This is a genomic window from Pseudomonas entomophila L48 (assembly GCF_000026105.1).
Taxonomy (GTDB): Bacteria; Pseudomonadota; Gammaproteobacteria; order Pseudomonadales; family Pseudomonadaceae; genus Aquipseudomonas; species Aquipseudomonas entomophila.
Window position 1 is genome coordinate 2,241,916 of sequence record NC_008027.1, and the last position, 14,958, is coordinate 2,256,873.

General features: G+C 69.3%; 8 protein-coding genes. All 8 read right to left on the reverse strand.

Features of this window, described 5'->3' with window-relative positions; genetic code table 11:
• Positions 1–410: 410 nt before the first annotated feature.
• From PSEEN_RS09985 to PSEEN_RS10020, 8 genes are read right to left on the reverse strand one after another with little or no spacing between them, the layout of a single operon-like run.
• Entirely contained in the window at positions 411–1,949 is a 1,539-nt protein-coding gene (locus PSEEN_RS09985; protein WP_011533375.1) for a hypothetical protein, read from the reverse strand.
• Positions 1,936–2,520, reverse strand: a complete 585-nt coding sequence (locus tag PSEEN_RS09990; RefSeq protein ID WP_011533376.1) for a hypothetical protein — start codon at positions 2,518–2,520, stop codon at positions 1,936–1,938. Before PSEEN_RS09990 ends, PSEEN_RS09985 begins: the two co-directional genes overlap by 14 nt.
• Positions 2,517–3,137 (reverse strand): hypothetical protein, encoded by a 621-nt coding sequence (locus tag PSEEN_RS09995; RefSeq protein ID WP_044487962.1) that lies wholly within the window; start codon positions 3,135–3,137, stop codon positions 2,517–2,519. The genes PSEEN_RS09990 and PSEEN_RS09995 overlap by 4 nt, the downstream gene beginning before the upstream one ends.
• A complete protein-coding gene (locus tag PSEEN_RS10000; protein WP_011533378.1) occupies positions 3,125–7,075 on the reverse strand; it encodes a non-ribosomal peptide synthetase in 3,951 nt (1,316 codons plus the stop codon). Before PSEEN_RS10000 ends, PSEEN_RS09995 begins: the two co-directional genes overlap by 13 nt.
• Positions 7,072–10,320: a non-ribosomal peptide synthetase gene (locus tag PSEEN_RS10005; RefSeq protein WP_011533379.1), complete on the reverse strand. Its 3,249-nt coding sequence runs from the start codon at positions 10,318–10,320 to the stop codon at positions 7,072–7,074. The genes PSEEN_RS10000 and PSEEN_RS10005 overlap by 4 nt, the downstream gene beginning before the upstream one ends.
• A 28-nt stretch (positions 10,321–10,348) precedes the next feature.
• Complete coding sequence (sbnB, locus tag PSEEN_RS10010) at positions 10,349–11,374, reverse strand: 2,3-diaminopropionate biosynthesis protein SbnB (RefSeq protein ID WP_011533380.1); 1,026 nt, start codon at positions 11,372–11,374, stop codon at positions 10,349–10,351.
• A gap of 17 nt (positions 11,375–11,391) precedes the next feature.
• Positions 11,392–12,372 (reverse strand): 2,3-diaminopropionate biosynthesis protein SbnA, encoded by a 981-nt coding sequence (gene sbnA, locus PSEEN_RS10015; RefSeq protein WP_011533381.1) that lies wholly within the window; start codon positions 12,370–12,372, stop codon positions 11,392–11,394.
• Positions 12,373–12,392: 20 nt separating this feature from the next.
• Entirely contained in the window at positions 12,393–14,945 is a 2,553-nt protein-coding gene (locus PSEEN_RS10020; protein ID WP_011533382.1) for a type I polyketide synthase, read from the reverse strand.
• Positions 14,946–14,958 lie beyond the last annotated feature (13 nt).

The window sequence follows — 14,958 nt, forward strand, 5'->3', positions numbered from 1 at the left end:
CGGGCATTTCGCGGCAACAGCGAAACAGGCGCCGTGAAGGGCACCTTTGCTGAGCACGCGCAACGCAGGAGGTGGTCAGAAGGTCGGATGGCAGGCCGCACGCAAAGCGGCAGTGGGGTGTCCCGATGTGGGCGGGCGGGGATAGACGAACAATGAAAACCGGTTGTGACGTGTCACGAGATCTCTTCCTTGATATCGAGAGTTGCAGGTTGGCCGCCGTGCCGAACGCCTCGCAGTCTAGTTCAAGTTGCTCGCGTTGACACATGAAAAGTGACTTGCGGTAGTGACTGCTGTTCCTTGGGGAAGTTTTATCGATTGCGAACTTTCTGAAATATCCTCGGCAAGCGGAAGTATGCAAACGCTTTGTGTATCGAACTGTCGCCCCGCTTTCAGGGGGCGACAGGGATGTTTCATTCCACCCAACTACCGTTGACGAAGCCGCGATAATCGGCCGGCACGAACCACAGGAACAGGATGCCCAGGCGGCCCTGTTCGAGTTTTTCGCGCCAGTGCGGCATCTGCGGGTCGATCAGGTGGCCATCGCCGGGCAGCAGGCGCGCCTCGTGCACCTGCCGTGGGGTTTCCACGCAGATCGGCCAGGCCAGTTGCCGGTCATGTTCCGGGCGTGCCTCGATGGGTAGCGACATCACCCAGGCAAAAGCCTGCACGTCGTCCTGGTGGCGGGGGAGGGTGGCGCCATCCTGGTAGATGGTCAGGGCGTTGTGGCCCGGCTTGACCGGTTCGGCCAGCACCTGATTGAGCAGGGTGCAGACCATGCCGTGCAGGTAGAAGGTGAATTCGTCGCGGTGGCACCAGAAGCGCTGCTGGGTTTTGCCGTTGACCTTGTCGAGCAAGAGGAAGCGGCCATCCATCATGAAGCGCAGGTAGCGGCGAGCGATCGCCAGTTCCAGTGGCGGCAGGACTTGCTCGAAGGTCATGCAGCCGTCCGTGGCCATCCGTTGCGCCAGGGTATCCAGGCGCTGGCGCCAGGCGTCGCGGCGGGCCGAAAGGGTGGCGGGCTGATGCAGGATGCCCGCCTGCACGAACAGCGCGCGGGTGGCCGGATCGAGTGTCGCCGGTGTCGAGCGCCCCTCGCGCAGGGCGTTCAGGGCGAGCTGCTGCTGCGCCGTCAGCCAGCGCATGACGACGATGCCTCTGACCGGGTCCTCGACCCACAGGCTGGGCGCGCAGGACTGCGCCCAGGCTGGGTTGACCACCTGGCGACGCAGGTGTTCGGGGAGCTGTTCGAACCGTGGGTACAGCCCGGGCACCAGCGCCAGCGAGTGGCTGTCGACGTCGCTGTCGGCGAGCTGCGAGTGGTAGCAGGCGGGCAGTTCGTCCAGCAAGGCCTGGTCGAGCTGGCAGCGTTCGGCGAGAAAACGCTCGCGCTGCGGCAGGCGTTCGACCGGGGTGACCAGGCCATGCTTGGCCAACCGGCGCCGCACGCGCGGCGACAAGCCGCGGTAGGTGGGTTCGTCCAGGCCGTTGGCGGCGATGCGCAAGGCATGCTCGGCATAGCCGGGAGCCCAGGCCGGGAGGATCACCCGCTCTTCCAGGAACTGTTGGGGACGTTGGGTGTAGAACGCCATGAACACCAGCGAAGTGACATGGTAGTCGCAGCCGCGAAACGGCACGCGGCGGAAACGGCCGCTGTCGAGCACGCGCCACAGACGGCGAGCCCGGGCCTGCCAGTCGAGGCTGGCGACGGGGGCGAGGAACCCGTATTCGATCAGTTGCTCGAACAGGTGTTCGGGGTACTGCTCGACCATACGGGCATCGACCTGACCGCGCGCCAGGCGCACCAGCAGCTCGCACATCCGTGGCTGTTCGACCACCGCGAACGACACGTAGCGCGAACGGGTGGCGTGGGTGCTGTAGTTGCGAAACCCGACGATGACCTTGCACAGGTCGTTGACCGCCCACTGCGGGCGGACCTCAATGGCTTGCATGGTGCTTCCTCCTTTTCAGGCCGGCCGCTTCAGCCAGCAGACGCGCGCCTCCCAGCGCATGACGAATCAGGTGTACCCGCCACTTCCAGCGACGCTTGTGGCGCACGCCGCCGCACAGGTGGCGTTCGGCGCCATCGAGCAGGTCGCCGATCAGGGCGTCGTGGACCCAGCGCACCAGCAGGTGCCACATCAGCCAGTGGTAGGGGCTCAGGCGCAGGCAGGTGAAGTGGCTCAGGCAGGTGTGGCCATCCTCCAGCGCCTGGATGCGGAACCCGTGCACGCCCTGGTAGCCCTGTGGGGCGATGAAACGGAACAGCGCTTCCTGATCGGGCAGGTAGTGTTCCAGGCGGTAGCGTGTCGCGCCGTGGCCGCCGACGCTGCCCTCGCACATGGGCCCTTCGAAACGGTCGCGTGGCCAAACGGCTTCAGGCCAGAGCGGCGAGCCCGGTGTGTCGAACCCCGCCAGCAGGCGCCCCACGGCGGCTTGAGTGCAGGGCAGCGCGCGTTGGTGCAGGCTGATCACGTTGGCTTGTTCCAGCGTCGCCAGGGCCTTGAGGGTGCGCGCGGTCATCGCCCACCTCCGGTTGTCAGCAGCACCTGCTCCGCCTGGCGCCGGACCGCACTTTCCCCAGGCAACTGGCTGGCCTGTTCGAGCACCTGGCGCCAGCCCTCGGCGACGCCCCCTCGCTCCAGGCGCCCTGGCAACTGCTCCAGCCATTGAAGGGCCAGGCAGCGCAACTCGCGAGCGATGACGGCAAAGGCGATGAAACCACCCTGGACCCGGTCGGCGCGCCTGGCATCGGTGAGCACCGCGCGGATCAAGGTGTGCTGCGCCTCCTTGCGTACCTGCAGGCGCACCGGGCGGCGTACCGCATGGCCGGCGACGGTTACTTCGTAGTCGCCGTCGGCGACATGGCCACCGCCGCTGTGGGCCGCGCCGGGCAGCCAGTAGACCGCGACCTGGCGCTGGTTGAAGAAGGCGATCTCGCGGCCACGGTACTGGGCGAAGTCGGCGCAGCTGAACTGGGTGAGCAGGAAGCCGCGCTGGGTCGGGTGTGGCGTGACCGTGGGCAGGGCTTCGGGGGCGCAGCGATACATTCGCTCGAACAGCAGGTACAGCGGGTCGGCGCGCCAGGCCAACCAGCGGTAGCGCACCTGGCGCAGGTGGTGTCGGGTCATTTCGAACATGTCGGCTCCTGGGCCTGGAGCAACTGCTCCAGGTGGCGGATGGTGGGTTGTCGGTAGAACGCCTGCAGGCGCACCTTGCGCCCGTGGGCCTGCTCGACCGCGGCGAGCATCTCGATGACCTTCAGTGACTGGCCGCCCAGGACGAAGAAGTCGTGGTCGACGCCGAAGCCTTCGCAGCCCAGGATGCGCTGCCACAGCACCTGCAACTGTTGTTGCAGTGGGCTGCTGGCGACGCTTGCCGGAAGGTCGTGGCGCGGTGCCCGGCCGTGCAGGCGGCGCAGGTCGGGCTTGCCGTTTTCGTTCAGGGGCATCTGGCCGATTATCAGCAGTTCGTCGGGCAGCATGTACGCGGGCAGGCATTCGGCCAGGTACTGGCGCAAGGCGGCCGGGTCGCAGAGGGGCGGCGGCGGTGTGTCGCCGCGCAGGCCACTGTGGCCGACCCAGATGGACGGGTCGTGGTAGCAGGCGCGGTCATTGGCCAGGTCGACCTCGACCGGTTGCAGGGCCTCTTCGAGCTGCCAGGGGCCGGAGCGGTCCAGGGTCACGCCGGTCCAGTCCCGCCACTGCGCCAGGCTGCCTTCTATGCGCTGGGAGCGCGGTGCCACGCCGAGTTCCCGGGCGCCCAGGCGCAGGTGCACGCGCAGCCAGAAATCCAGCGGTTCGCCTTGGTTGTCGCGGGTGTCGGCCCATTGCTGCACCGGCATGCCTGCGGGCATGCCCACCGGCCGCACCGGGCCGAGGAAATGTTCCAGGCCATGGCGTGTGGCCAGGGCCCGGAAGCCCTTGGCCAGGGTGCTGGCCAGGCCTTGCCCCTGGCAGTGCTCGGCGACGATGCCGGCCAGCCCCACCACGGTGTTCGGGGTGATGCCCGCCTGGTGCTGGCGCAGCGCCAGTTGCAAGGCGGCGTCCCAGCCTTCCGGCACGCTCTGCTGCTCGCCGTCCCAATGCAGCGGGACGCCATTGGCGACGCAGGCGACCTGGTCGTTGGCGTCGACCAGGCAGAACTGATAGTGCGGGAACACGCTGTACAGCGATTCCCAGTGCGCCGTCAGCACCGGGCTGCCGGCAAAGTAGCGTGGCCAGGTGCCCTGGTGGATGAGGTTCATGTGCACGCGCAGTTCCGGGCGCTGGGCCACGCTGAACTGGCGCAGCACCTGGCCACGTGCCTCGATGCGCGCCACCTGGCGTTCACGCAGCTCGATGAAGGCGCGCAGGCGGCCGCCGTCCTCCTCCTGCCAGGTGACGGCCACGCGGGCCACGTCGGGGTGGCTGGCCAGGGCCGACTCGATATCACCCAGTTCAACCCGGTTGCCGCGCACCTTGACCTGGTGGTCGAGACGGCCGATGTAGTGCACCTGGCCCTCGCCGTCGAAGCGCGCCAGGTCACCGGTGCGGTACAGCCGTAGCGCGGGCTGGCCGGGTAGCAGGGCCTTTTCGACGAACGCCTGGCGTGTCTGTTCCGGGGCCTGCCAGTAGCCGGGGCTGAGGCCGGTGGAGGCCAGGCACAGTTGGCCGGGCACCCCGATCGGCAAGGGCTGGTCGTGGCGGTCGAGGATGAAGGCCTGGACATGGGGCAATGGCCGGCCGATGGGCACCCGGTCGCTGGCACAGGGTTGCGCGCAGTCGTGCCACAGGGCGTCGACGGTGGCCTCGGTGGGGCCGTAGTGGTTGGCCAGGCGGCAATCGAAGGTGGCCAGGGTGCGCTCGGCCAGCGAGCGATGCAGGGCCGCGGCGCCGCAGATGATCAGGCGCAGGTCGGGCAGCCGTTCATCGCCACGCCGTGCGGCCTCGACCAGGGCCTCGAGCATGGCCGGCACGGTCTGCAGCGCATTGATGCGTTGTTCGCGCAGCACCCGCAGCAGGTTGTCGGCGGTACGGGCCAGCCCCTGTGGCCAGGGCACGACCTGGGCGCCGGCACAGAGCGGCCAGAGCATGTCCAGCAGCGAGGCGTCGAAGGTCGGCGCGGTCCAGAACAGCATGCGTTCGCCGGGTGCCAGGGCATACCTGGCCTGGGTGGCCTGGACCAGCGCCAGCAGCCCGGCGTGCCCGGCGGGGATTCCCTTGGGTTGGCCGGTGGTGCCGGAGGTGAACAGCAGGTAGGCCAGCTGCCCGGATGTGGCCTGGCTGGCCAGGCGTGGCTGGCCGGGCGCCTGCCGGGGCAGGTGCTCCATGACCAGCACCGGCTTGGCCAGTGCCTGCGCCTGGTGCTGCAACGCCTCGTGGCTGACCACCGTGCCTATGCCGGCCTGGGTGGCCACCGCCTGCAGGCGGCTCGCAGGCCACTCCGGGTGCAGTGGCACGTAGAGCGCGCCGAGCCTGAGGATGGCCAGCAGGGCGATCACCGCATCGGCGCCGCCGTCCAGCAATACGCCGACGGCTTGGCCGCCTCTGATGCTTTGGCTGGCGAGGGCCCGGGCCAGGCGATCGACCTCGCCGGCCAGGGCCGCCTGGTCGAGGCTGCCGTTGGCGGTGGCCAGTGCCGCGGCCGTGGGGGCCCGGCGGCACTGGTTCTCGATCAGCTCGAGCACCGTGCCGGCGGCCGGCTCGGTGAGCGGCATGGGTGAGTTGAAGCCCTGCAGCACCTGCCGCGCGGCCTCGTCGGACAGCAGCGGGTAGTTGGCCAGGGGCTGCCCAGGGTCGGCGATCACGGCTTGGAACAGGGTCTGCAGGCTGTCCAGCAGGCGCTCGACGGTGGCGGCGTCGAACAGGTCGCTGTTGTAGGTGCAGAAGAACTTCACGTCGCTGCCCACCGGGTCGAGGCCGATGGCCAGGTCGAACCGCGCGCCGTGGTTCTCGGCGGCGAAGATGTCCTTGGGGTACAGCTGGCCCTGGCCCAGGTCGACGCTGACGAAATCGGACTTGTCGTTCTGCACCCCGGCCATCACCGAGAACAGTTTCGGCCGTGACAGGTCCTTGTGGTGGTCGAGTGCCTCGATCACGTTCACGCAGGGGTAGCGATAGTGTTCGAAGGCCTCGAGCACTGTGCCGGCGACCTGTTCGAGCAGCGTGGCGAAGGTCATGTCGGGGCCGATCCGCGTGCGGATCGGCATGGGCACGGCATAGCAGCCCAGGTTGCCTTGGTCCTGGGGCGAGCGCCCGGCGATCGGGCAACCGAGTACCAGGTCGTCCTGCCCGCAGACACGGTGCAGGTACAGGTTCAGCGCCGCCAGCAGAAACATGAATGGCGTGCTGTTGCGGCTGGCGCAGAAGCGGCTCAGGTCGCGCGCCAGCGCCCGTGGCAGCCAGGTCTTGGCGGTGTTGCCGTTGTAGGTCTGGACCACCGGGCGCGGGCGGTCGGTGGGCAGTTCCAGGGGCGCGGGCAGGTCGGCGAACTGGGCCATCCAGTAACGGCGGTGAACCTCCAGCTCGCCGCTGTGCAGCGCTTCGTTGCTGCGCCTGGCGTAGTCGAGGAAACTGCCGCGCAGGGGCGGCAGTTGCACCTGCCGCCCCTGGCAGGCGGCCGCGTAGAGCGTGGCGAACTCGCGGATCAGGTTCAGCGTGCTGGTCTCGTCCCAGATGATGTGGTGCACGGTGAACAGCAACTGGTACTCGTCGCCTGGGTAAGCCACCAGGTGCAGGCGATAGAGCACTTCGTTGGCGAAGTCGAACGGGGCCAGGGCGTATTCGCGGGCCAGCCGCTGCTGCTCGGCCAGCACCTGCTCCGCGGCCAGCCCGGTGCGGTCGATGAACAACCGCGCCGGGTCGAGCACCTGGGGCTCGCCCAGGTACTGGCCGGGGCGGCCATCGGCGTAGCCCAGGCGCAGGCGGAACACGTCGTGGCGGTCGAGCAGCTGTTGCCAGGCGGTGAGGAACGCGGCGCGGTCGACCCGGTCGAGGAAGAAGTGGTTGAAGCTGACGTTGTACACCGCGCTTTCCGGCGCCAACTGGTAGGCGAACCACTCGGGGATCTGGCTTGGGGCCAGGTCTTGCAGGCTCATACGGTCTCCTCCAGCGCCTGGGCGCAGTGTTCGCAGAGTTCGGCGATGCTTGGGTGGTTGAACAGGTGGGTCACTTGCAGCCCCTGGCCGAGCACTTCGCGGCAGCGGGTGGTCAGTTCCACCGCCAGCAGCGAATGGCCGCCGAGCAGGAAGAAGCTGTCGTCGATGCCCACCCGCTCGACGCTCAGCAGTTCGGCCCAGATTTCACTCAGGCGTCGTTCACGCGCGTCGCGCGGGGCGCGGTAGGGCAGCTCGCCAGCCTGGTCGAAACTGGCCAGTGCGGGCAGCGCGGCACGGTCGATCTTGCCGTTGGGCAGCAGGTCGAAGGCATCGAGCAGGCACACGGCGGCGGGCACCATGTAGTCCGGCAGGTGCTGGCGGCAGAACGCGCGCAGGCTCTGGGCGGAGGGCGCGGGGCGCTGGGGGGCGATGACATAGGCGACCAGTTGCTGCTGCCCGTTGCCGTCGGCGGCACCGACCACCAGGCTCTGCTCGACCGCCGGATGCTGGCGTAGCACGGCCTCGACCTCGCCGGCCTCGATGCGACAGCCCCGGACCTTGAGCTGGAAGTCGCAGCGGCCGAGCATGTGCAGGTTGCCTGCGGCATCCCAGCGCCCGAGGTCGCCGGTCTTGTACAAGCGGGCGCCAGGGTGGTTGTCGAAGGGGTCATCGATGAAGCGCTCGGCGGTGCGCGCGGGATCCTTATAGTAGCCTTGCCCGACGCACAGGCCGCCGATGTGGATCTCGCCGACCACGCCTGCAGGTACCCGCCCTAGGCTGGCGTCGAGCACATACAGGCGGGCATTGCCGATCGGGCGCCCGATCGGCTGGTAGGGCTGGGTCGGCTCGGGGGCCGCGTGCAGGCACAGGTGGGTGACGTCGTCGGAGCACTCGCTGGGGCCGTAGGCATTCATCAGCGCGGTGCCCGGGCAGTGCTCGAACCAGCGGCGGGCCAGGGCGGTGGCCAGCGGCTCGCCGTTGCTGATCATCCAGCGCAGCCGTGGCAGCGCGCGTGGCTGGCGCTGCAGTTCGTCGAGCAGCAGTTCCAGGTGCGAGGGCACGGTCTCGACCACGCTGACCTGGCAGGCTTCGAGCTGGTCGCACAGGGCGCGTGGTTCCCAGGCCTGCAGGCCAGTGAGCACGCGGGTGCGGGCGCCCGGGAGGAGCGCGACGAGGAACTGCCAGACCGCCACATCGAAGGTCTGCACGGCAATCTGAGCCACGCAGTCGTCACGCCCGAGGTTCAGGTCGTGGGCCTTGGCCTGCAGGTGATTGATCATCCCCAGGTGGCTGACCATGGCCGCCTTGGGCTCGCCGGTGGAGCCCGAGGTGAAGATCAGGTAGGCGGTGTCGTCAAGCCCGCTGGCGGGGGCCTCGGGCCAGTCCGTGGGTTGCCGGTCGAGGCTGGCGGGCGCAAGGCACAGCGCGGCGCAAGGCGCCTGCAGGTGCTCGAGCGCCGGCGCGCTGGCCAGGTCGCAGAGGATCAGCGCCGGCTCGCTGCGCTGCAACATGCGCCCATTGCGCTGGCTGCCCTGGCCCGGGTCGAAGGGCACGAACGGCGCCCCCAGCTTGAACAGGGCGAGCATGGCCGCGAGGTAGTGGCAGCCACGGCTCATGAACAACGCCACCCGCTGGCCCTTGGTCACCCCCTGCTGGCGCACGGCGTGGGCGATACGGTTGGCCAGCTGGTCCAGTTCGAGATAGCTCAGGCGCTGGCCTTCGTGTTCCACGGCGATGGCCTCGGGCTGCACCGCCACCCAGTCGGCCAGGCAGGTCAGCAGGTGGCGGTCGGGCAGCGGGTCCTGGCTGGCGCTGCCCCAGCGGCGCAGGCAGGCTTTCTCGTCGTCGCCGAGCATTTCGAGCTCGGCCAGCCTGGCTTGGGGGGTGGCCATGGCCGACGCCAGCAGGGTGCGCAGGTGCTCGACCATGCGCACGGCAAAGGCATCGTCGAACAGCTCGGCGTTGTACTCGATCTGGCCGGTGATCGCGCCGGGGCTGTCTTCCAGCGCCAGGGTCAGGTCGAACTTGGTGTAGCCGCTGGCGCGCGGCAGCGGCTCGACGCTGGCGCTGCCCAGGGCGAAGCGCTGGGCCAGGGCCTGCTGCAGGACGAACTCGACCTGGAACAGCGGCGCATGGCTGGTGCTGCGTGGGGGGTGCACGGCCTCCACCACGCGGTCGAACGGTACGTCCTGGTGGGCGTAGGCGGCCAGCGCCTGTTGCTTGACTTGCTGCAGGAAGGTGTCGAACGGCAGTTCGGCGCGCGGCTGGTTGCGCATCACCAGGGTGTTGACGAAGAACCCTACCAGCGCCTCGGTCTCCTGGGGGAAGCGGTTGGCGACAGGCGAGCCGATGAGGATGTCTTCGCTGGCGCTGTAGCGTGAGAGGAGAATGTTGAACACCGCCAGTAGCAGCATGTAGGGCGTCACCCCCTGGGCGCGGGCGAAGCGCCTCAGCTGCGTGCTCAGTTCGCCGGGCAGGGCCAGGCGCAGGGTCTTGCCGGCATAGCGCTGCTGTGCCGGGCGTGGGTGGTCGAGGGGCAGGGCGAGCAGCGCGGGCGCGTCGGCCAGTTGGGTGCGCCAGAACGCCAACTGGCTGTTCAGCCGTTGTTCGTCGAGCCACTGGCGTTGCCAGTGGGCGTAGTCGCCGTACTGCACCGCCAGCGCTGGCAGCGGTGACGGCAGGCCCTGGCTGAAGGCCTCGTAGAGCTGGCCGATCTCGCGAAGCATCACCCCCATCGACCAGCCGTCGCAGGCGATATGGTGCACGGTCAGCGACAACAGGTGGTGACGGCTGTCCAGGCGCAGCAGGTGGGTGCGCAGCAGGGGCGCCCGCGCCAGGTCGATCGGGGCGTCGGCCTCGCCGCGCAGCCAGTCCAGCGCCTGGCGCTCATCGGCCATTTCGAGGATCGGCAGTTCCAGGCGTGACAGGGCGTCGCAGCGCGCCTGGGGCTGGCCGTCGAGCGCTTCGACCACGGTGCGCAGCACGGCGTGCCGCTGGACATGCGCCTCAATCGCCCGGCGCAAGGCTTCGACATCGATGGCACCGCGCACGCGTAGGGCGCAGGGCATGTTGTACAGGCCGCCGACCGGCTCCAGGTTCTGGTGCAGCCAGAGCCGCTGCTGGGCGGCCGACAGGCAGGGAGGGGCGTCGCTGGCCTGCAGCCCGCCGTTGGCTCGCCGGCGCCGTTGCAGCAGGTTCTGCTGCAGGTGGGCCGGGTGGTGTGGATCCTGTTCTGCTGGGGTCATCGTCACATCCCTTTGCTGGTGGTTGCGCTCATGCCTGGTCGGCCTGGTAGGGGCGGGGGAAGAAATCCGTCACCCGCAGGTGCGGCTGTGCCGCGCAGTCGTGGTGGATGGCCCGGGCCACGGCGAGGTCGAGCACGCCCATGCCGAAGGGCGAGAAGATCCTGGGCCGGGTCGGGTCCGGGGTGACCTTGCCGCGCAGCGCCTCACTGATGTCGCCGGCGATGAAGCGCTGGTGGCCCGCCTGCAGCCAGGCCAGCTCCAGGGAGGTGGCGGCCTTGAGGCAGTGGCTGACGTTGTCGGCGAGATTCTGCGCCTGCAACACCACATTGGTGGCCAGGTCGCGCAGCGACAGGTGCAGCACGGTGGGGGCGTGGGCGAACCAGTGCGCCTGGTCGATGCCTGGGCGCACCGCCGAGGTGGCGAACAGCAGCAGGTCGCTATTGCGAATACAGGTTTCCAGCGGCGCCACGCGGGCCCGCAACCCCAGGTCCTGGCAGCGCTGGCGCAGGCGTTCGGCCCGCGCCGGGTCGAGGTCGCACAGGCTGACCTGCTCCAGCGCCCAGCCCGATTGGTGCAGCAGGCACAGGGTGCGCCAGGCGATCGGCCCGCAACCGACCACGCCGAAGTGGGCGCTGTGCCCGGGAGTGGGGTGCAGGCAACGGGCGCCGAGCACCGCCGAGGCCGCGGTGCGCGCGGCGCTGATCAGGCTGCCTTCGAGGCAGGCCAGGGGGTAGCCGGTTTGGCGGTCGTTGAGGATGATCAGCGCCGAGGCACGGTCCAGGCCGTGGCGGGTGTTCTCTGGAAAGCTGGCGATCCATTTCAGGCCGGCGACCGGCCGCGCGTCGTCGAGCACCGCGGGCAAGGCGATGATGCGGTTGCGGTCACTGTCGGCGAAGCGCAGGAAGTAGCTGTCAGGGTTGCCGGCGAGGCCCTCGGCGGCGTCCAGGTAGACCTGGGCGACCAGCTCCAGCAGGCGCCCAGGGTTGGCCTGCAGCCAGGCTTCGATGGGCGCTGCGCCGAGAATCGACAGCGCGGGGGGGTGATGGATGTCCATGGTGTTCTCCTGGCGGCTCAGGCGCATGATTCGGCCGCGGCAACGGGGTGGGCGGTGCGCAGTTGGGGGAAATGGCGTTGCACCCACTCGGGGTTGTAGAGGGTGTCGACGTAGCGGTCGCCGAGGTCGGGCGCGATGGCCACCACGCAGGCGTTCGGGGCGATGTGCCGGGCATGGCGGCGCACACCGGCCAGCACGGTGCCGGAGGAGCCACCCAGCAGGATTCCGCGTCGGGCGAGTTTCTGGCACATCGCCACGGCTTCCTCTTCGGGCACCATCAGCAGTTGGTCGTGGCAGCAGTGGCGGCGGATCTCCGGCGGCTGGCTGGTGCCCAGCCCTGGAATATGCCGTGGCCCGGATGGGTGGCCGAAGGTCACCGAACCGACGCTGTCGACCGCTACTACCTGGGTGTGTGGCGAGTGTTCGCGCAGGTAGCGCGACACCCCGGCCAGGGTGCCTGTGGTGCCGGCGCCGACGAACACCAGGTCGGGGTGGGGGAACTGGCGCAGGATCGCCGGGCCGGTGCTGAGCATGTGGGCCTCGACGTTGTTGATGTTGCCGTACTGGTTGGTCCAGACCAGGTGCGGGTCCTCCGCGAGCAAGTGTTCGATCAAGGCGATGCGGCTGCCCAGGTAACCGCCGTTGCGGTCACGCTGATCGACGATGACCAGACGCGCGCCGTAGGCGCGGATCAGCTTGGCGGTCTGCGGCGAGATGTTCGGGTCGCTGATGCAGGTGAACGGATAACCCTTGCTGGCACAGACCATCGCCAGGGCCAGGCCGAGGTTGCCCGAGGAGCTTTCCACGAGGGCCTTGCCGGGCCCCAGGCGGCCTTCGAGCTCCAGGCGTTCGACCATGCGCAGGGCCGGCTTGACCTTGATCGAGCCGCTGAGCGAGAACCCTTCGAGTTTGACGAACACCGGGGCGTGGGGCAGGACCTCGCGCAGTTCGAGGAACACGTCGTCGAACACCAGGTCGGCGGGAGAGGAAATCACCATGCTTGCCTCCTTGCGGGGTGTCAGTGGGAGGTGTCGGGCACGGCGGCCTCGCTGCGCAGCAGCAGGCTGGCCGTGGCCTCCACGGTGGGGTGGTCGAACAGGTCTTCCAGGCTCAGTTCGATACCGAAACGCTGGTGCAGGCGTGCGTTGAGCTGGGTGGCCAGCAGCGAGTGGCCACCCAGGTCGAAGAAGTCCTCGGTGACGCCGACCTGCTCGATGCCCAGCAGCTCCGACCACAGCCCGGCGATCTCCCGCTCCAGCTCATTGCGTGGGGGTACCTGCGCGCTGCTGGCGCTATCCATGGCGTGCGCCGGGGTGTCCACGGCCCCCGGGCTCGGCGGTTCGATCCAGTGGCGGCTGCGTTCGAACGGGTAGCCCGGCAGCGCCACGCGCAGGCCACGGCCGTCGTGCACGGCGAGCAGGTCGAGGTTGACGCCCCGCATCCACAACTGGCCGGCGAGGTCGAGCAGTTGCTCATGCGCTGCTGGCTGGTCGCTGTGCAGGCAGGCGTCGGTGTCGGTGCCCGGTGGCCATGGCGCGGCCGCGGCGTCCACCAGGCAGTGCCCGGGCGCCTTGGCCAGGCGCGCCAGACTGGTGTTGAAGACCGTCTGGCTGCGTGCCTGCTGCCAATACTGCCCATCGAGCGAGCGTGCGTGCCTGACCGGCTGGCCGTCCAGGCTCGATAGCCACGCGAACCCAGGCTCGCCCTGGCGTTCGGGCAAGGCACCGAGCTGGCCGTCGAGCAGCGCGAGGGCTTCGCCCGGCGAGAGTCGGCCGGCCCGGCAGGCCATGGCCAGTTCGCCCAGGGCGTCGCACAGCACCAGGTGGGGACGCAAACCCCAGGCATGCCACAACTCGGCCAGGGCGTACAGGGCGGCGAAGCGTTGCTGCGTCGGGCCCAGGTTGCTACCGATGTGGCCGAGGGCCTCGGCCAGCGGGCGGCAGTGCGGGGCCAGTGGCGCCACGCGCTCGACCAGGTGCGGGTCGTCGCGCAGCACCAGCACCAGGTCGGCCGGTGGCGGCGCGGCGAGACGCGCGGGGCGGCCCTCGCGCAGCCGTGCCAGCAGTTCGGCGTGGCTGCGCACCACCAGCGCCAGGCGATGCACGTGCTGGGTACGCCCGCCGTTGGCGGTGTGGCAGATATCCATCAGCGGCGCCTGCTGCAGCTGTTCCAGCCAGTCCGCCAGTTGCGCTTGCTTGCGTGCCACGGCGGGCGCCGACTTGGCCGACAGCGTCAGCAGCCAGGGGCCGGCGGGCACCTGGCTGGCGGCGCGTGGTGGCGCCGCCTCCAGCAGCACATGGGCGTTGGTGCCGCCGATGCCGAACGAACTGACCGCCGCCCGCGCCACGTGGTCGGCCTGTGGCCATGGGCGCAGCTGGGCGTTGACCTGCAGTCCGTCGAGGCTGGCCTTGTCGGTCAGGCGGGTGAAGTGCAGCGACGCGGGGATCTGCCGTTGTTGCAGGCACAGCACGGCCTTGATCAGGCCGGCCACGCCCGCGGCGGAGTTGAGATGACCGAGGTTGCTCTTCAGCGAGCCGAGGTAGCAGGGCGCGTCGGCGGCGCGGGGTTGCCCGCCGTACACCTCGTTGAGCGCGGTCAGCTCGATGGGGTCGCCCAAGGCCGTGCCAGTGCCATGGCATTCGATGTAGCCGACCTCGTCCGCCTGCAGGCCGGCCATGGCCAGGGCCCGGCGCAGCACCGCGACCTGGCCATCGACGCTGGGGGCGGTGTAGCCGACCTTGCGCGCGCCGTCGTTGTTGATCGCCGAGCCGCGAATCACCGCTTCGATGCGGTCGTTGTCGCGCAGGGCGTCCTCGTAGCGTTTGAGCAGCACCAGGGCTACTCCCTGGCCGGCGACGGTGCCGCGGGCCTGCTGGTCGAAGGCCCGGCAGTGGCCGTCCGGCGACAGGATGCTGTCGGGGCGGTGCAGGTAGCCTTGCTGTTCGGCGGCCTGCACCGAGGCGCCGCCGGCCAGGGCCAGGTCGCACTCGTGCAGCAACAGGCTGCGGCAGGCCTGGTGGATCGCCACCAGCGAGGTGGAGCAGGCGGTGGCGACATCCATCGCCGGGCCGCGCAGGTTGAGCTTGTAGGCGATCTGCGTGGCATTGCCGCTGTTGGCGTAAAGCAGTTGCACCGGGTCGGTGGCGGCCATGGCCTGGGCATTGGGCAGCAGGTTGTGGACGAAGTAGCTGCTGGCATCGGCACCGACGAACACCCCGGTTTCCTGGCCATGGCGCTCCGGCGCATAGCCGGCGCGTTCGAAGGCGTGGTAGGCGGTCTCGAGCAGCAGGCGTTGCTGCGGGTCCATCAGGCTGGCGTCGCGCGGCGAGAAGCCGAAGAAACCGGCATCGAACAGCTGGCGGCCCGGCAGGGCAACGCCGGCCTTGACGTAGTGCGGGTCGGCCAGGCGTTCGGCGGGCACGCCCTGGGCCAGCAACTGTTCGTCGCTGTATGACTCGATGGCTTCCTGGCCTTCGGCCAGGGCTTGCCAGAACTGCTCTGGGCTGTCGGCGAAGGGGAGGCGGCAGGCCATGCCGATGATGGCGATGGCGTTGTCCATGGGCGGATTCATCGCTGCATTCCTA

Coding starts and splice junctions, on each gene's coding strand:
- PSEEN_RS09985 (WP_011533375.1), bottom strand. CDS start 1,949: ATGCAAGCCATTGAGGTCCGCCCGCAGTGGGCGGTCAACGACCTGTGC.
- PSEEN_RS09990 (WP_011533376.1), bottom strand. CDS start 2,520: ATGACCGCGCGCACCCTCAAGGCCCTGGCGACGCTGGAACAAGCCAAC.
- PSEEN_RS09995 (WP_044487962.1), bottom strand. CDS start 3,137: ATGTTCGAAATGACCCGACACCACCTGCGCCAGGTGCGCTACCGCTGG.
- PSEEN_RS10000 (WP_011533378.1), bottom strand. CDS start 7,075: ATGAGCCTGCAAGACCTGGCCCCAAGCCAGATCCCCGAGTGGTTCGCC.
- PSEEN_RS10005 (WP_011533379.1), bottom strand. CDS start 10,320: ATGACCCCAGCAGAACAGGATCCACACCACCCGGCCCACCTGCAGCAG.
- sbnB (WP_011533380.1), bottom strand. CDS start 11,374: ATGGACATCCATCACCCCCCCGCGCTGTCGATTCTCGGCGCAGCGCCC.
- sbnA (WP_011533381.1), bottom strand. CDS start 12,372: ATGGTGATTTCCTCTCCCGCCGACCTGGTGTTCGACGACGTGTTCCTC.
- PSEEN_RS10020 (WP_011533382.1), bottom strand. CDS start 14,945: ATGAATCCGCCCATGGACAACGCCATCGCCATCATCGGCATGGCCTGC.